The sequence below is a fragment of the Trichococcus pasteurii genome, from assembly GCF_900112935.1.
GTDB lineage: Bacteria > Bacillota > Bacilli > Lactobacillales > Aerococcaceae > Trichococcus > Trichococcus pasteurii.
The window spans coordinates 13,112-30,828 of record NZ_FONM01000017.1; the positions used below are offsets into that span (position 1 = coordinate 13,112).

Here is a 17,717-nt window from a genome sequence, read left to right on the forward strand (position 1 = left end):
CGTTCACGGGAGGAGAGAGCTCTCTACCAACAATGAAGGAGGTGCCTCCATGAGACACCTCCTTCATTGTGCAGCTACTATTTTCGCTTCAATCTATTCGCCCGCATTCATTCGGTAAGAAGTTATTCTTCCACCGCGTCTTTATCAAAGGCTTCAGCTGGTGAGATGCCGTCCTTCACCCAGACCGAAATCGAACCGGCATTGACAGGGAAACGCCCGTTGCCGTCCGCACCGATTTCGACTTTGTCTTCGCGGTTGCCCGTGTAGTCGGCGAAAGTCTGGCCGGCGTACTGCTCACCTACATACATGTCCTTGAAGCCTTCTTCGCTGTTGGAAAGCACAGTCGCCAAACCGTAAGGATGCTCCTCGTTCCCGAGACGGGTCCAGCCTACGCAGTTGCCGTGGTCGAAGTAGTCGCGCTGTTCGCCGTAAGCATGGTTGGCGCGCAGATAGAGCAGTTTATCCAGGAACGTTTGCTGGCCATCGACCGGATGCGGGCCTTTGATGCCGTAGTAATCTCCATAGAACAAGCAAGGGAAGCCTTGTTCGCGCAAGAGCGTCACGCCGTATGCCAATGGCGTAAACCAAGGCTCAACATAGGACTGCAGGGCTTGACCCGGTTGCGAATCGTGGTTATCGACAAACGTGACCGCATGGGTCGGGTTCTTGGCGACCAACGTCTGATTGAAAAGATTCCGCAGATCGTAATCCTTGCCTTGTTGGGATGCGACGTGGAAATTTTGGTGCAGGGCGACATCAAAAAGGTCGAATGTGAAGTCGGTCGCTTCCAAGTATTCCTTGATGGCACCGTAACGGTACTTCCAATATTCGCCGACCACATAAAAATCATCGCCATGCTGCGCGCGGATCGTCTGCACGAAATCCTGCACGAACTGGTCATTGATGTGTTTGACGGCATCCAAGCGGAAGCCGTCGACGCCGGTTTCCTTGATGTACCAGTCCGCCCATTTCTTGACTTCCTCGACTACCGCGGGATGGCTGTAATCGATGTCCGCATACATCAAGTAATCGTAATTGCCGTACTCGCTGTCGACGCTCTCGTTTTCCGCCCAGCCTTTTTCGAAGCCTTTGATCATGTAGATGGCTTCCTTGCCGTTCTCGTTGTTGAAGTCCGTCCCGGTGAAATGTTCCCAAGACCATTTGAAATCGGAATATTTGTCGCCGCGGCCCGGGAAAGTGAATTTCGTCCAGCCTTCGATTTCGTATGATTTTGACTCCTTTTCCTGACGATTGTCGGGATTCACTTCATAAGCAAGGAAGCGTTCCGTCTCGTCCGCGCCGGCTTTATGGTTCAGGACGACGTCGGCATAGACGGCGATCCCTTCCGCATGCAAGGCTTCGATCGCAGCCAAGTACTCTTCCTTGGTTCCGTATTTTGTGCGGACGGCCCCTTTTTGGTCGAATTCACCCAAATCATAGAGATCGTAGACGCCGTAGCCTGTGTCATTCGTCCCTGTCGCTTTGTAGGCCGGAGGAGTCCAGACAGCCGTGATGCCCAATCCCTTCAGATGCTTGGCATCCTCCTTCAGGCGATTCCATAATTGACCATCATCATCCAAATACCATTCAAAATATTGCATCATCAATCCATTTCCTGCCATGCGATCACTGCCTTTCATCTCTGTTTAATTTTGTTGTGGTCCACAAAATGCTTTTTGATAAACTCATTATACATGCTTCCCTTCCGTTTGCCTTTTGGGAAGGCTCAGGAGCATTGCATTTTTTGCCGCCGAGACGAAATGCTTGCATCTTGAATCCGGCGCCGGTATACTGACATTAAGTTAGCTGATTGCTGATTTCTTTTTTTGGCCATATATCTCGAATTAGGAATATACGAAACAGAATACATTATGAAATGAGGAACCGATTCATGAACACATTAAGAGGAATCCACCACGTCACCGCCATCACAAGCAGCGCCGAAAAGAATTACGCCTTTTTCACGAACATCCTGGGCATGCGCTTGGTCAAAAAAACCGTCAACCAAGACGACATCCAGACTTATCACCTTTTCTTCGCCGATGACCGCGGTAGCGCCGGCACCGACATGACTTTCTTCGATTTCCCGGGCATCCCGAAAGCCGTCAGAGGGACCAACGAAATCTTCAAGACCGGTCTGCGCGTCCCTTCGGATGAAGCACTGGACTACTGGGTGAAACGTTTCGACAAATACAACGTCACGCATTCCGGTATCTATGAGCAGTTCGGCCGCCGGGTGATCGATTTCCAGGACTTTGACGAGCAGCTCTATCAGTTGGTTTCCGATGAATCGGATACCGGCGTGGCTCCCGGGATTCCGTGGCAAAAAGGTCCAGTTCCGAATGAGTATGGCATCCGCGGCTTGGGACCGATTTTCGTCCGCATCGCTGATTTCAATTTCTACAGGCAAGTATTGGAGACTGTCTTGGGATTCCGCCATGTGGCAACCGACGGCGACGTCCATCTCTTCGAAGTGGGCGAAGGCGGAAACGGCGGCCGCATGATCGTGGAGCACAACGCTTCGATGGGCCAAGCCCAGCAGGGTTTCGGCAGCGTCCACCACATGGCTTTCCGCGTGAAGGACCGCAAAGAATTGGAAGAATGGATCGCGCACATGGGCTCTTACCGCTTCCCGATTTCCGGCTATGTCGACCGTTTCTACTTCGAATCGCTCTACGCCAACATCGCTCAGGGCATCCTGTTAGAATTTGCGACGGACGGCCCGGGGTTCATCGATGATGAAGAGCCTTACGAGACATTGGGCGAACGCTTGGCCTTGCCGCCGAAATTCCGCAACAATCGCGAAGAAATCGAAGGCTTGGTCCGTCAATTCGATACCGTACGCAGCACGAAGACTTTCGCAAAAGAATATTTGGACTGAGAACAAAAAGCAGGAGCCGCCTCGAATCAACGAGACAACTCCTGCTTTTTTTGCGTTTTAAACAGATTATGCTTCCTTCAGCACCAGACAGACGCTCTGATAATCCCCTTGCAGGGCATCCTTCAGGTAGAGTCCGCGGTTCATCAGCTCATCCCCGCCGATTGCCCCTTCATACCCGCTGACGGTGTAGAATTTAACAGGGTCCAAGCCTTTGAAAAGCACTTTTTTCTTCTTCAGGTTGGCCCGGTCGAGAACGCGGTAGTAGAAATAGAGCGCCTCGTCCTGCTCGGGGCTCACAAAGATCCAAGCGGCCTCGTTCTGCGTTTCGAAAGGACTGAGGATGCGGTGGAAAGTCCCGTACTGAATCAGTTTGCGGTATTCCTTGTAGAAGCTGATCTGCTCCTTCATCTCCTGTTTCTCGGCCTCGGACAGCGTCGTCACGTCGAGTTCGTAGCCCAAATTGCCGGCCATCGCCACATCCCCGCGCATCTTCATCGAAGCCATACGATGCGTCTGATGATTCGGGATAGCCGAGACGTGCGAACCCATACTTGAAATCGGCATGACAAGGCTGGTGCCGTATTGGATTTCCAGTCTCGCCACCGCATCGGTGTTGTCACTGGTCCAAGTCTGCGGCATGTAGTAGAGGAAACCAGGGTCGAAGCGTCCGCCGCCGCCCGAGCAGCTTTCAAAGAGGATATGCGGATATTTCGTCACCAATGCCTCCATCACTTCATAAAGACCCAACATGTATTTGTGCAGCACTTCCCCCGGCAGCGTGCCTGGAGCGGCAGTTCCGATTTCGGTCATGTTGCGGTTGTAGTCCCATTTGATGTAGTCGACCGGCACTTCATCCAAGACTTCCATCATCTGCGCCAGGATATTGTCGCGAACTTCCTTGCGGCTGAAGTCGATTACGTATTGGCTGCGGCTGAGCGATTTTTCCCGGCTCGGCGTATGAATGCACCAGTCCGGATGGGCGCGATAAAGCTCGCTGTCTTCGGAAATCATTTCCGGTTCGAACCATAAGCCGAACAGCATGCCCTTCGCTTTGATGTTCTCAGCGAGTTGCTTCAAGCCGGACGGCAATTTCGCGGTATGGACATGCCAATCACCCAGCGAAGAGTAATCATCGTCACGTTTGCCGAACCAACCATCGTCCAGCACGAACAGTTCGATCCCCAAAGTGGACGCTTCATCAGCCATCGCTTCGATTTTGTCAGCTGTGAAATCGAAGTAGGTGCCTTCCCAGTTGTTGATCAGGACCGGTCGCTCCGCAAATTGATGTTGCCCGCGAATCAGATGTTTCTGGTAGAACGGATGCAGCGTCTGCGATAGGCCATTCAACCCGTTTTCGCTGTATACCAATACGACTTCCGGTGTCTGGAACGCCTCTCCAACAGGTAAATGCCATTGGAAGTGGGTTGGATTGATGCCCATCTGGACGCGTGTCTGCGCGTAAGTATCGACTTCGACATTAGCTCGGAATTCGCCGCTGTAGACGAAATGGAATCCGTAGACCGCTCCTTGATCTTCCGTCGCCGTTTTATCGGCCAAAGCCACGAACGGCTGATAGGCATGGCTCGTGGTTCCGCGTTTGCTGTCGAGCGTGTGGATACCGCGGACAAGCGGCGTGCGCACGATTTGGCGTTCCCTTCCCCAGGCACCCGGCAATTGGATCATATCAAAATCAGCATCCGGGAAATCGATGGACATGCTCAAGGCTTTGTTCAGGTGGATAGCTTCAGCTCCGTTGTTACGGAAGCTGGCCGAACGCGTCAGCACCGGATAGTCCTTGAACAAGGTGTAGCTCAAAACGACTTCCACCTTCGTGACGGTATCCTCTAAAGTCAGCAGCAAGGTTTCCGCCGGTTCTTCCTTTGTCTCGTAGGTTTGCGGCAACCCTTGCAGCGGCTGTTTGCCTATCACGATGTCATGGCTCTTGTAGGTCAACAAGCTGACGGTCGTTTGATCGGGATACAGACATTCGAATGCCGATTCGCGGAAATCACCGCTGCCGTTACCCGGGAATTCCTGCGGCAATGTCGCCAGCGAAAATATACGGCCAGGCACTTCGAATGGATTGGGTGCAAAAGCATTGTCTTGGCGCGGATAATCAGCCACCTGGGAAAAGCTGTTGAGCCGCTTTCCCCAATACTGATGGGACACATATTTTTCTTCCTCCAGCGCAATCACATAGCTCACTGATTCATTCTTCAGGTGGAAATATTTCTTTTTTTCATCAAATGTTATCGTCACAGTCATCACTCCTTGGATCTCTTCGTTTTACTAAAATATTTGTTCGTCTCCTGCCGCAGTGCGGTGCAGGACCGAGAATTTGTTCGTAGCCAGGTCGACAGATAGGCTGGCCGATTCTTCGGCAGTGGCCCACGTCAAAGTGAAGGCCCCTTCGTCGAGCATCGTTATCTCCAAGTCGCCGTCGAACGCTTTGGCCGTGTTGCGGAAAGCCAGCAAGCGGAAAAGATCTTTTACGACCGGACGTTCGATTTCCTGATTGATTTCATCCAGGCTATAGTAGTGACGGTTGATGTTGCGGCCTTCCTTGCTGTTCTCCAGCAGTTCCAGATCGTTTTCGCCGGCCAGCAAGCCCACGTAATAGATCTGCGGAATGCCCGGAGTGAAGCACTGGATTGCCCGCGCCAACAGATAGGCGGCATCGTTGTTGCCCAAAGCCGAATAGTACGTGCAGTTGATCTGATAGATGTCCAGGTTGTTGTAGGCTTCCGAGCTATAAATCCGCTTCAAGTTAGCGCCCTTTTCGTAAAGGGCTTCGACCGCGAAGTCCACTTCTTCCTGGGTCAGCAGATCCTTCACATCAACGACACCGATGCCGTCATGCGTGTCCAAGGTGGTGAATTGGTTGCGCGGACAGATTTCCAGCCAGTGCAGCAGCTTCTCGGCTTTGCCGCTGTAAAGGGCGTGCAGCACCAACATCGGCAAGGCGAAATCGTAGACCGGATAGCCTTTTTCCGCGATTTTTTGTTGGATTGTGTAATGCTCATGGATTTCCGGAAGCACCGTCACACCATATGGCTCCAGGATTTCCACTGCGTATTCCAGCATCTCCCAAATTTCCGGTTCAACGAAGAAGCAATTCGTATCCAATTCTTTGATGGCATAGGCGAATGCGTCCAAACGGATGATCGAGGCTCCTTTGTCCGCCAGGAAACTCAAGGTATCCTTGATGAACCGGCGCGTCGCTTCAGTCTTCACATTCAGATCGATTTGCTCTTCCGAGAACGTGCACCAAACTTTTTCCGTCGTACCGTCCTTGAAATGGGCGTCCACGAAAGGCGCTTTGGGTTTGCGTTTATAGATCAGATCGATGTCCGCTTCAGTCGGTCGGTTCTCCGGCCAATAGTCGTTGTAGCGGATGAAGTAGTCTTTGTAGGGAGACTCTTCTTTTTTCTCCAAAAAGTCCAAATAATAGGGCGATTGCGCGGAAATGTGGTTCAGCATGAATTCATACATCATGTAGTATTTTTCGCTGATGCGTTTGATGTCCTCCCAACCGCCGAACCGCTCATCCACTTTCGTGTAGTCCATCGGCGAAAAGCCGCGGTCGCCGGATGACGGGAAGAACGGCAGAATATGCACGCCGCCGACGACCCCTTTCAGATGGGTATCCAGCACATGTTCCAAGTCCTTCAGGTTATTTCCCAGACTGTCCGGATAGGTGATCAGCATTGCTTCGTTTTTTATCTTCATTACAGTTACCTCATTCTCAAATATCGTTAAATTGCGTTCCGTTTTTCCTTACTTCCCACCTGTTGTGGCGATGCCTTCGATGAATTGTTTTTGGAATATGATGTAAAGGATAATCATCGGGATGATCGCGATGACCGAGCCGGCCATCAGCTGCGGGTAGTTGGTCGTAAATTGTCCTTGCAGGCTGGCCAATCCAGCCGAAAGCGTCATTTTATCCTGAGACATGTTGACGACCAAAGGCCACATCAAATCCTTGAAAGCGAACAGCGACGTGAAGATGCCCAAAGCCACCAAGCCGGAACGCGCCAGCGGCATATAGATGCGGTAAAATACTTGCCAGGTAGTCGCGCCATCAATCGTGGCAGCTTCCATCAGTTCGTCAGGCAATTTTATGAAGAACTGGCGCAACAGGAAGGTCCCGAAAGCGGAGACGATGCCCGGGATGACCAAAGCCGGGATTGAGTTCAAAAGACCCAGATTCTGGACCAACAAATATTGCGGCGTCAGATAGATCTGTGAAGGGATCATCATCTGCGTCAGGACGATGCCGAAAAACAGGTTCTTTCCGGGAAAATCCAGTTTCGCAACCGCAAAGGCAGCCATCGCGCTGAAGAGCGTCGAAGTCAACACCCTGAAGACAATCATCAAACCGGTGTTGATGTAAAAACTGACGAACGGCAAGGAATTCCATACCGCTTTGTAGTTCTCGATCTGGAACACTTCCGGGAAAATTTGCGGCGGAATCTGCGTGGATTCGCTGATCGTTTTGCCTGAGGTCAGGACCATCCATAAGAACGGCACGACCATCAGCAAAGATCCGATGATCAGCACGATGTGGATCAGTGCTATCGTTTTATTCATTTTTGTCTGCATGTTTATTCACTCCTAGTCGTAGGTGACCCATTTTTTCTGCGCCAATAGCTGGATGCCGGTAAGCGCCATGATGATCAGCACCAGTGAGATGGCGACTGCTGAACCGTAGCCTTTGTCATTGAGCACGAAGGATTCATTGAAGAACATGTACACCAGTGACTGTGTGCTCTTCAGCGCCAAATTCGTGCGGTCGAACATCATGAAAATGATGTCGAACACCTGCAGCGCACCGATGACGCTCGTCACGGAAACGAAGAACAATTGCGGTGAAAGCAACGGCAGTGTGATCGAGAAAAATTGTTTCAAAGGTCCGGCGCCGTCGACGACAGCTGCTTCGTAATATTCTTTCGGTATTTCCTTCAGACCCGCCAACAGCAGGATCATGTTGTAGCCGACATTCGTCCAGATTCCGACGATGATGATCGACCAGATCGCCACCTCGGGATCCGTGATCCATAAGATGGAGCCGGAATAACCGAGTTTATCCAGCACCGCGTTGAGCAAACCGTATTCCGAATTGAACAACCAGCGCCAAACCATCGCCACGGCAGCCGGGGCGGCAATCATCGGCAGGAAGAAGATGGTCCGGTACAGTCCGACCGCTTTTATCTTCGTGTTCATCAATACCGCAAAGAACAGCGACAGGACTATTGTGATCGGCACTTGGATGGCGGCGTAGAAGAAGGTGTTTTTCAATGATTGCCAGAATTCAGGATCTTGCAGCATCTGCAGGTAGTTATCCAGCCCGACAAAGGTTGAGGTGCCGAACGTACTCACGCTCTGGAAACTCATGTAAAGCGACTGGAACAACGGGATAACGTTCAGGATCAAAAGCCCGATAAAGGTTGGAGCGATAAAAAACCAGCCCCACAGCGCCATTTTTCTTTTGCGTTCTTTTGCGGTCACAGTGCGGAGCGTTTTTTCTTTAGGGATTGTTACATCCGATTTCATCATATTTCACCTCTATAGAATTGAAAGCCACTTATGGGCATATCCCCATAAGCGGCCTTCTATTTTGTTATTTTTCGTTCGCCAAGACTTCTTCAACACCAGCGACGATGTCTGCAGCCACATCTTTAACAGTCGTTGTACCGTCAAATACCGGCATCAAAGCACTGTTTTCAACATCTTCCCAACGGGCTGTCTCTGCTGAATAAGGCTTGATGTATGCATTTTCCATTTGGTCCACATAGACCTGCATATTGAATTGGCTGTATGCTTTTACGAATGTCTCTTCTGTTCCTTCATAAGCCGGGATAGCTGCGCCGTTCTCGCCTTGCAGACGCATCGCTTCCTCTGTTCCCAAGAATTCCACAAATTTCAAAGCCGCTTCTTCATTTTCTGTTGAAGCTGCAACGGAGTTCGCCAAGCCATTAAATAGTGTTGCTGCTTGTTTGCCTTTCGGTAATGGTGCAACATCAGCATTTGCAGCCGTATAGTCGTTGTTGGCCATTTCCCCAGTCATCCAAGATCCGAAGAAGCCCATTGCGCCGCGTCCTGATTGGAAGAAGGAAAGGTTCGTATTTTCAGCAAATTGGCTTTGTGTCGGCGACACGCCATGTTTCACGCTCAGATCCGCGTACCATTGCACGGCTTCGATTGTTTCATCCAAACGGAAACCGGATTCGGTTTTGTCATCGGACAATACGTAGCCGCCGTTCTGGAAGATGAAGTTGTGGTAGCCTTCCTGTCTGTTCAATGGAGCCAGGATACCGTAGACGCCGTTATCGGGATCGTTCAACGTTTGAGCGGCTGCCAGCATTGTGTCCCAAGTCCAAGTTTCATCCGGATAGGCAACGCCGGCTGCGTCGAACAATGTTTTGTTGTACCATAGCCCGATTGTGTCATAGTCTTTCGGGATGCCGTAGAGAGCATCATCAGCGGAATACAATTCGACCAATTCTTCCGGGAAATGATCCAAGGAAGTTAGTTCGCTGTTTGCGTAGGTTTCCGACAAATCCATTAGGACGCCACCATTAGCATATTTCGCGATTTCGTTGGAATGCATCCAGAATACATCCGGCATACTGTCACCTTTTGCGCCTGCTTCCAATTTGGTCCAGTATTGGTCCCAAGGCGTCACTTCCACTTTTACATCAATACCTGGATTCTCCGCTTCGAAAGCTTCTGCGATCGCTTCCATTCCCGGTTGTTGAATTTTGTCCCAGATGCTGTAAGTGATGGTCACATCACCGGAACCGCCTTCCCCATCGGAACCGTTTCCGCATGCACCTAAAACAAGTCCTGATAACAATACTGTAGCCAATGATACTTTCTTCCAATTCTTCAACATCTCTTCTCCACCTTTTCTTTAATCAATAATATTGTATAGTCGGAAACAAAGGAACTTCCAGATAACTGAGCAAAAACACATGAAATGTTCAAAAACAATCGATTTGTAAACGTTTACTTGTTTTGATGTCTTAATAATACCAAATACGGGAGATGACCGATAGATATTCAGCCGTACAAAAACATACCTTTTTGTTGATTTTAAAAACTGCCGTTAAAGATTATAATTGCAACCATCCCTTTACCTGTTTGAACGCCGCATACAGCATCTCCTCACGGATTGACCACTCCTTTCGCCTTCTTTAAGCTGGCTTGTTTTAAATTATAGGCACTTGAAAGCGCATTCCATATAGTGCAATGTTTTAAATATCAGTCAAAATGTTGGATGCTGAATAGATAAGAAAAGGCTGGACCTGCCCGGAACCGATGCAACACCGGTTCCAAGCGGCCCGGCCTTTTTTTTCCGACTTGCCTGATTGCCTTATTTGGTTTTGATTTTCTTGACGTACGCTCGCGGAGAGATCTGCATCTTGCTTTTGAAGATGCGCGTGAAACTCAAAGGATTCTGATAGCCGACCTTTTCGGCGATTTCAGCGATGCTGAGGTCCGTCGTTTCCAGGTATTCCCGGCTTTTCTGGATGCGGAAATCGATCAGATACTCATGCGGTGTCCGGTTTGTCGTTTTATGGAAAACGGCGGTCAAATAGGAGTCGTTCAGAGACAAGTCCTGGCTGATGTCGCCGATCAGAAATTCACTGTCCTGATACCTGTCTTTGATGATTTCGATTGCCCTTTTTGTGTATTCGACACCTTTATTGATTTTCTCGATTTGTTTGATTTCAGCGCCATCCAGATCATGTGCCAGCATGCTCAAAAAGAGGTAAAGCTGCCCTTGCAGACGCAGCCGGGACAACGTATCGAAAGGATTAGCCGCCATGATTTCCTGCAGCATCGCCTTCACTTGCCCGAAGTTCTTCACGTTCCCTACCGGGTGCGAGACCTGGAAACCGATGGCCGTCAGCAACGCTTTCAGATGTTCGCCCCTCATGCCGATCCAGTAATATTCCCAAGGATCCTCCTCATCCGCTTGATAATAAGTCATCACGTTCGGATAGATGATGAAGAATTGGCCTTCCTTCAGATTGAACCGGCTATTGCCAATCTCGAAGTAGCCTTTTCCCTTCATAATGATATGAATCAAAAAATATTCCCGGACGGTCGGGCCGAAACTGTGGTTGGGAGCGCACTGCTCTTTTCCTTTGGTTGTGTAATAAAGATCCTTATAATAGATTTCTTCCTTGAAAAAATCCTCATCCATTTCCATCACCTCGGTCCCTTTTTATTTTTCCTGTTACTCCCATTATAGAAGGCCCCTTCGGCAATGGCAAACCCACGCTTGCCGCAACAACTCTCCTGATAAAAATCCGCCCTTTCGCATTCAACGATTGTTTTGTACAATGGGAAAAGCCGGGCTGATTCGTTCAGCCCCTAAAAACCTGAATAAGCCCATACCTTTACTACAGATTTGGAGGCACCACCCTTGAAAAAAATCATCCTATCTGCGCTGCTCCTTCCGCTTTTCCTGCTTTCCGCCTGCGCGACCGCACTGCCGGGGGAAGAAGTCCTACAGAACCTGATCAACCGTTCCGCCGACCTCGAAAGCTACCACCAGTTCGTCGCTTTCAGAACAACAACCACAAAAGAGGATCTGAATGGCGTAACAACCGTGAACGAGCAGTACACAACCGCCGACGCGACGCTGTTCCCGGAAGAAAAGACCGGCTATGGAAAGCGGATAGACAAAAACAACCCTTATCCCGCAACCAAATCCGAATTCTATGTGACCCCTGAAGTGGGTTACGTCCGGACCGACGATGCCGACTGGACCGCTTATGCCACGCCAGATGTTCCGTTGGCCAGCCTGCAGGTCTATCCGCTGGAGACGTTTATCGAATTGAGCCAAATCATTGAAGAATACGGCACCCTCGAACTCAAAGGGGATGAGTATTTGCTGAGCTTTTCCGGCAGCGATGACGCTCTGAACAAAGAGCTCAACTACCTGTTCCAAACACTGCCAACGGAAAAGACCGATTACGAGATCACTATCCATTTGGATGCCGAAAGCTTTTATTTGACCGATTTCCGTTACCGTTCCACAGCCATTCATCCGGATCAGAAGACGACCGTCACGACGGAACTGACAGGCGAGTTCGACCTGTACGATCAAGCCCAAAAACTGAAGCCCGTGCCTGATTTTGATGCCGCAGATACGACTGCCGCGACGACGGATTCCTCATTTTGACTATCCGAATCTTTCTTGACCAATCGAATAGGACCAATGATGAGTGCGCATGACGCCCATTATTGGTCCTATTGTTATGTAAATGATTGATAGTTATTGACCATACGGCTCGCATATTTCATGATATCCGCTCTTTAACGCAATCTGCTCTCCGGATGGGAAAACTACTTGACATGTTGTGGAAACGGGCACATCGACTGCAATCGTCAGGCTATTTCCTTCGATTTTCCATTCCACTTCGATTTTTCCATAAGGAGTAATAGTGGATCCTTTCGCCCAAGTGATTCCGCCTCCGATCATCGGCTTCACCTGGAAAGAGCGGTAGCCACCCGTTACTGGTTCCAGCCCCAGCAGCCGTTTGTATAGCCAATCCCCTACCGCTCCATTCGCGTAATGATTGAAAGAAACCATGCCTCCTGCCGACTCTTCATTGGACTTTTTCCCTGACAGTTCCTCGATATTCACGGTTCCATCCGGGCGCAAAGCATCCCAACGTTCCCAGATTGTCGTCCCGCCGGCTTTGACTGCGTACAGCCAGGACGGGCACGTTTCTTGCAGCAGGAGCTCGTAGGCTTCCTCCAGCTTACCGTTGTCCGATAAAGCAAAGAGAATGTAGGGAGTGCCTGTGAAACCAGTCGTCAGATGATTTTCCGCCTCTCGGATAAGCCGGCTCAAATTGGCCGCCATCTGCAAAGATTCTTTTCCGTCGACCATATCGAAATGCAACGGCAGAACATATCCTGTCTGAAATTCCTGTTTCAGGTTTCCCTTCTCATCCGTAAAAGCTTTCCGGTAGGCAATGATGATTTTTTCTCTCAACGCTTCATAGTACGCCTGATCTTCTTTCCGGTCCAGCACTTCTGCAATTTGGCCCATGATACGGCAAGAGTTGGCGAAGTAGGCGGTGCCGATCCACTTCCCCTTCTTCAGCCAATCCTTCACTTGTCCCTCGGGAGCAGCCCAGTCACCGAAGTGGAACGGAAACTGCCAAATATGGCTGTTTGTCGGTGAAGTGGCCAAAAACGAAGCCCACCACTTGGCAGCTTTCAAAAATCGTTGCATGGAAGCGTAATGCTCCTCCAGCACCTCCACTCTGCCTCCGGAAAGATACGCTGCCCAAGGAACGAGGATCGCACTGTCTCCCCAACACGAGCTGGCCATGGTCGGCCAATGATCCCCTGCCTTGGGGATCACCATCGGATAACCGCCTCCGCGACCTTGCTCGGAGCGCATATCCACCAGCCATTTATCGAAAAACCTGCTCATATCAAAGTTGTAGCAAGCTGTGGAAGCAAAGACAGCGATGTCTCCCGTCCATCCTTGGCGCTCATCCCGTTGAGGGCAGTCAGTAGGGATGTCCACAAAGTTGGATTTCCCGCCCCAGCGGATATTGCTTTGGAGCTGGTTCAACAACGGATTCGAGCATGCGAACTGTCCGATTTCTTTCAGATCGGAGTGCAAAACAAAAGCTTCCAGCACAAGATCTTCTGGCGCGATACCGGACACGCCAACATAACGGAAGCCCATATAGGTCAGCTTAGGCGAATAGTGCTGCTCCCCATCCTTGCAGATGTAGGTGGCCGTTGCCTTGGCGGTGCGCAGCGATTTGACGAACAGTTCCTGTTCGACAAGCACTTCCGCGTGCCTGAAGACCAGCTTTTGGCCGTCTACCCCTTTTATCCTGGCGGAGATCACGCCCGCAAAATTTTGACCGAAATCATAAATCCATTCCCCGCTTGGTGAGCGCTCCAGGCTGATGGGCCGCATCTTTTCCTGCCTTCTGACCGGCAATCCGTATTGGGCGATGATTTTGGGATCTTTGCGCGGCTTGGTGATGCCGGCACTTTTCCAACCGATTGCGTTTTCGCTGATGCGCGCATCATAAGTCTCTCCATCGTACCATTCGGCCATCCGGTAATTCCCTTCCAGGCTGACCATCCAAGTATCATCGGTAGCGACTGTCCGGGAAGAACCATCTTCATATTCAAGATGGATTTCAGCGAGGAGGGCCTGCCGGTCTGCACTGATTTTATTTTTGCGGATGTAGTTGAAGGCTCCTACTGCCCATCCGCCAGCGACAACAAAGCGGAGCTCGTTCGTCTCCTCCAACAATCCAGTGATTTCATATGTTTGGTACTGGATCTGATTCAAGTAGGAAGTGAATCCTGGTGCAAAATAATCTTCCCCCACTTTCTTCCCGTTGAGACTCACTTCATAGACGCCCAAAGCGGTGCAGTTGATCCAAGCTCTCTTGATTTTCCCGGCAGCCTTAAATGACTTCAAAAAATTCATCGGGAGGGGGGACAATTTTTCGGGAACTTCATAGTCAAGATCCGTAATCCATTTGCCCGACCAAGGCGTATGCAGTCTTCCGGTCTGAAACACGGTAGCTGCCTTTGCGGATGCTCCGGACTTTGTATAGGCTGTCACTTCGACTGTATATTCGGCAAAAGGTACCAAGGGCCCATCGTACCGGTTGTTGATTTGGTCTTTTGTGTTTACCTCCCAATCGTTCACCTTTATAAGCGCATGCGCAAATGCTTCCCCCGGTACATCGGAATACAAGGAAAAAGATAGGATAGGCGCCTTGTCGGTCACGCAACCCTTTTCCAAACCTTCAACTGTCAAACTGCTGATTCGTAGCATCTTTATTGCCTCCTTTCCTCAATCATTTTTTGTTTTTTGGTGATGTCTTTCTCCACGTCAATCAGAAACAACAGAAGAATCATGATGACGCCGGTAACGGTCTCCAGTCCCACAAAACCGAATGTAATGGCATCTTTTACGCCCTCATTCTGGGTCGCCACCAGTCTGCCGAGCTTATCGTAATGAGGAGCGACATAGCCGGAAGCCGAAAGCAGCGCGTTAAAAATGCCCAGGCATATCCCTCCCATGGTTACAGCAATGATGTTATAGACAGACATCGCCACACCATCGCATCTATTGTTTGTCTTCCACTCGAGGTGATCCAAAACATCGGCAAATAGTGCCATGAACGTATAACTTACGGGCAAGACCCCGATATTTTTGATGACCTGGCCTGCCAAAAAGATCGGCATATTTTCCGGGAATGCCCAGCAGATTGCCCCTCCCGCCACAAAAAGGACGGAGCCTAAAATCATCGCATTTCTTTTGCCCATTTTCGTAGCGATCGGCCAAACCACCAACACCCCGATGCCCATCGGGATGCCGCCCAACAAGGAAATCAGCATCTGGGTCTTTCCGTCATTGTAGGTGCCCAGTACATAGTTGCTGAAGTAAACTAGGCTCATATTCTTCATCAAGGCTCCTACCGTAAAAACCAAAAACAACAATAGCGTCGCCAGCATAAATTTGTCCGAAAAAATGGCCTTCAGCTGATCCTTGTAAGAACCCGGGACGGACTGCGATTTGGCCGCCTCCTCGGTGACGCGTTCTTTCGTGAAAAAATACTCCGTCACCGTCAGCGGCAAAGCCAAGATGGAAAGGATACAGATCAGCAGGATCCACAGTTCCCTCTTCAGCCCGATCAGCGGCATGATCACCATCGGGAAAATGAAAGCAACCAATATTCCCGTGATCATCACAGCCGTTATTTGGTTGAAGACAGACAGCTTTCCTCGCTCCGCTGAATTTCGGGTGGAAAGAGGCGCCATCAGGTTATGACTCATATTGAAGATGGTGAACGCGCAGGCATAATAGAGATTGTAAGAAAAAATTATCCAAATCACTTGGACCGTAAGACTGCTCTGCGGCACGACGACCAAAAGGATGCCCGATAACAGCAAAAGTGGCGCCGAAACCAAAAGCCACGGCCGGGCTTTACCTTGCCTGGTCTTCGTCCGGTCGATCCTGTAGCCCATGTAGATATTCACAAAAACATCAAGGGCTTTCGATGCAATCGGAAAAACGACCAGGAACAAGCCTCCCCAAACAGTGGTCAGCTGCAGAACGTCCGTATAGAAAACATTCAAATAGGTAGCCAACACAGCGTTCAGAAGGAGTGCCCCGGCCGGTCCGATAAGGTAGCCGAGAAATTGCTCCTTTTTGCTGATCCGCTCTGTTTTGATTTTGGAATCCAAACCAGGATTCTGGAATAGGCCCAACAGTTTATTCATCATCGTCCTTCTCCTGTATCACTGTCATACTTCCAGCTCGGTCACAACTTTTGGGTACACCCTATCCTCGGACTCATCATGCAGCGGTGTCCAGACTTGTGCAAAAAAAGGATCCACTTTTGCGCGTTCGGCGTAGTTCCAGCTCTTTCTTTCGCAATCCGGGCACCAGTGGCCGGCTTCAAGCACCAGTTTTGGGCTCGCCTCGAATACATGCCCAGAGGCACAACGGAAGGTAAGCTTTTTCTGCCAATCGCCAGTATCCATCTGCGTCGAGAGACAGCTGCCGCCCCTGAATACAGCTGCGCCTTTGACATCATACAAGTCGAGCATTTCCGGTTCCTTTTCTTCGTTATATCCATGATCCAGTTTTATGACATGGTCCCAATCCGTGAAATGCTTGAACGCGCTGAGCTTGGCGGGTATTTTTTCCCATTTGCTCTTGCCGCCCCAGTAAGCATCAATGTGGTCTTCCACGTCTTCCTCGATGAAGCGCACCGTTCCATGCTCGCTGGTGGCCTGCTTCCTCAGCATCTTTTTCATGATGCTTCCCATCATCTTTTCACCGCCGGGAAGGCTGCACATAATCTTGGCTGCTGTCGTTTGCATGCCGAGGTTCTCCAGGTAGCATTTGTAGAAATACTCCATTCCGTCCTGCCGGAAATGCAGATAGTCCTCCAATTTGTCGGAATCCAGATAATATTGGCCATGAAAGTTCCTGGTCGCATACCACTTAGGATCGATGACATGGTCGAGATTTTTGAAGCCGATCGCACCATAAAGAACTTGATACATTTCATAGGTGCTGACCCGACAGGACTCCCCCCCGCCGATATTATAGACATGGTTCCAGAAATGCTCCGGCAGTTCTCCCTTGAACTCGTAGCGGCAAAGGTTGCCCATTAGCCTTCCGGAATCACGGTCTGAGACATACTCCAACACATTGTCGAGACAATTATGGAACATGATGGCATCGACGATTTTACTCATCGCCGGCCCCATGATGCCGGTCTGGCGCAAACTGACCCAGTATTTCAGACCGGATTCTATGACCAACCGCTCCGCTGCTATCTTGGAGACTGCATAATAATCGAATATGCTTGGCTTGAGCGGATCCCCGACTCGTCCCCAGTGAATTGGCGGCATGCGATCGCCCGTTTCCGCGACGGTCCCGATATTGACCAACTTCGTGCGCTGTTCCTGCCCTAATTCAAAAATGGCTTTGATGATGTTCCGTACCGATCCGTAGTTGATTTCCATCGCTTTTTTCGGATAATAGTCCGCAGCTGGAGAGACAAATGCCGCTATGTGGAGAATCATATCAGCTCCTTTGACGCATTTCTTCACCAGTGCGTAGTCCAATAGATCCCCGTAATGGATCGTGACTTCCTTATAGGCAGCATAAGGCTGCAGCGCTTCCCGATCTTTCGGAGAGTCAACGGACAGAATGGTGATGTCGTACAGAACTCTATCGTTGATCATCTGCTTCAGGCTTTGCTGCCCCATGCCGCCGGAAGCGCCTGTGATAAATACTTTCTTTTTCATT

Annotated in this window: 12 protein-coding genes; 2 read left to right on the plus strand and 10 right to left on the minus strand. The window is 50.1% G+C overall.

What is annotated here, in order from left to right; all coding sequences use genetic code 11:
- Positions 1–122 precede the first annotated feature (122 nt).
- Positions 123–1,622, minus strand: coding sequence for an alpha-amylase (locus BM184_RS12260; RefSeq protein WP_086942794.1), 1,500 nt, complete (start codon positions 1,620–1,622; stop codon positions 123–125).
- 269 nt (positions 1,623–1,891) lie between these two features.
- On the opposite strand from BM184_RS12260, the gene BM184_RS12265 reads away from it, so the two are divergent.
- Positions 1,892–2,881 (plus strand): VOC family protein, encoded by a 990-nt coding sequence (locus BM184_RS12265; RefSeq protein WP_086942795.1) that lies wholly within the window; start codon positions 1,892–1,894, stop codon positions 2,879–2,881.
- 66 nt (positions 2,882–2,947) lie between these two features.
- Here the strand turns inward: BM184_RS12265 and BM184_RS12270 are convergent, their stop codons facing one another.
- From BM184_RS12270 to BM184_RS12295, 6 genes are all read right to left on the minus strand, one after another.
- Entirely contained in the window at positions 2,948–5,140 is a 2,193-nt protein-coding gene (locus BM184_RS12270) for an alpha-galactosidase (RefSeq protein ID WP_086942796.1), read from the minus strand.
- Between the two features lie 30 nt (positions 5,141–5,170).
- The gene (gene gtfA, locus BM184_RS12275; RefSeq protein WP_086942797.1) at positions 5,171–6,610 is read right to left on the minus strand and encodes a sucrose phosphorylase; all 1,440 of its coding nucleotides are present in this window, start codon (positions 6,608–6,610) and stop codon (positions 5,171–5,173) included.
- Positions 6,611–6,658: 48 nt separating this feature from the next.
- Positions 6,659–7,483: a carbohydrate ABC transporter permease gene (locus BM184_RS12280; protein WP_086942798.1), complete on the minus strand. Its 825-nt coding sequence runs from the start codon at positions 7,481–7,483 to the stop codon at positions 6,659–6,661.
- A 12-nt stretch (positions 7,484–7,495) separates the two neighbouring features.
- Positions 7,496–8,362, minus strand: coding sequence for a carbohydrate ABC transporter permease (locus BM184_RS12285; RefSeq protein WP_218151042.1), 867 nt, complete (start codon positions 8,360–8,362; stop codon positions 7,496–7,498).
- A gap of 139 nt (positions 8,363–8,501) precedes the next feature.
- Positions 8,502–9,776, minus strand: coding sequence for an ABC transporter substrate-binding protein (locus BM184_RS12290; RefSeq protein ID WP_086942799.1), 1,275 nt, complete (start codon positions 9,774–9,776; stop codon positions 8,502–8,504).
- A 480-nt stretch (positions 9,777–10,256) separates the two neighbouring features.
- On the minus strand, positions 10,257–11,099 hold the full coding sequence (locus BM184_RS12295) for an AraC family transcriptional regulator (RefSeq protein WP_086942800.1): 843 nt from the start codon (positions 11,097–11,099) through the stop codon (positions 10,257–10,259).
- 216 nt (positions 11,100–11,315) lie between these two features.
- On the opposite strand from BM184_RS12295, the gene BM184_RS12300 reads away from it, so the two are divergent.
- Positions 11,316–12,077 carry a DUF6612 family protein gene (locus BM184_RS12300; protein ID WP_086942801.1) on the plus strand — a complete coding sequence of 254 codons (762 nt, stop codon included), beginning with the start codon at positions 11,316–11,318 and terminating at the stop codon, positions 12,075–12,077.
- 93 nt (positions 12,078–12,170) lie between these two features.
- Here the strand turns inward: BM184_RS12300 and BM184_RS12305 are convergent, their stop codons facing one another.
- From BM184_RS12305 to BM184_RS12315, 3 genes are read right to left on the minus strand one after another with little or no spacing between them, the layout of a single operon-like run.
- Entirely contained in the window at positions 12,171–14,723 is a 2,553-nt protein-coding gene (locus BM184_RS12305) for an alpha-L-rhamnosidase (protein ID WP_086942802.1), read from the minus strand.
- 2 nt (positions 14,724–14,725) lie between these two features.
- Positions 14,726–16,177, minus strand: coding sequence for an MFS transporter (locus BM184_RS12310; protein WP_218151040.1), 1,452 nt, complete (start codon positions 16,175–16,177; stop codon positions 14,726–14,728).
- A gap of 21 nt (positions 16,178–16,198) precedes the next feature.
- Positions 16,199–17,716 carry an NAD-dependent epimerase/dehydratase family protein gene (locus BM184_RS12315; RefSeq protein WP_086942803.1) on the minus strand — a complete coding sequence of 506 codons (1,518 nt, stop codon included), beginning with the start codon at positions 17,714–17,716 and terminating at the stop codon, positions 16,199–16,201.
- Between the last annotated feature and the right edge of the window lies 1 nt (position 17,717).

Excerpts from the sequence above, each read along its gene's own strand:
- BM184_RS12290 (WP_086942799.1), bottom strand. The coding sequence starts at position 9,776 with ATGTTGAAGAATTGGAAGAAAGTATCATTGGCTACAGTATTGTTATCA.
- BM184_RS12265 (WP_086942795.1), top strand. The coding sequence starts at position 1,892 with ATGAACACATTAAGAGGAATCCACCACGTCACCGCCATCACAAGCAGC.
- BM184_RS12285 (WP_218151042.1), bottom strand. The coding sequence starts at position 8,362 with ATGGCGCTGTGGGGCTGGTTTTTTATCGCTCCAACCTTTATCGGGCTT.
- BM184_RS12305 (WP_086942802.1), bottom strand. The coding sequence starts at position 14,723 with ATGCTACGAATCAGCAGTTTGACAGTTGAAGGTTTGGAAAAGGGTTGC.
- gtfA (WP_086942797.1), bottom strand. The coding sequence starts at position 6,610 with ATGAAGATAAAAAACGAAGCAATGCTGATCACCTATCCGGACAGTCTG.
- BM184_RS12260 (WP_086942794.1), bottom strand. The coding sequence starts at position 1,622 with ATGGCAGGAAATGGATTGATGATGCAATATTTTGAATGGTATTTGGAT.
- BM184_RS12315 (WP_086942803.1), bottom strand. The coding sequence starts at position 17,716 with ATGAAAAAGAAAGTATTTATCACAGGCGCTTCCGGCGGCATGGGGCAG.
- BM184_RS12310 (WP_218151040.1), bottom strand. The coding sequence starts at position 16,177 with ATGATGAATAAACTGTTGGGCCTATTCCAGAATCCTGGTTTGGATTCC.
- BM184_RS12295 (WP_086942800.1), bottom strand. The coding sequence starts at position 11,099 with ATGGAAATGGATGAGGATTTTTTCAAGGAAGAAATCTATTATAAGGAT.
- BM184_RS12280 (WP_086942798.1), bottom strand. The coding sequence starts at position 7,483 with ATGCAGACAAAAATGAATAAAACGATAGCACTGATCCACATCGTGCTG.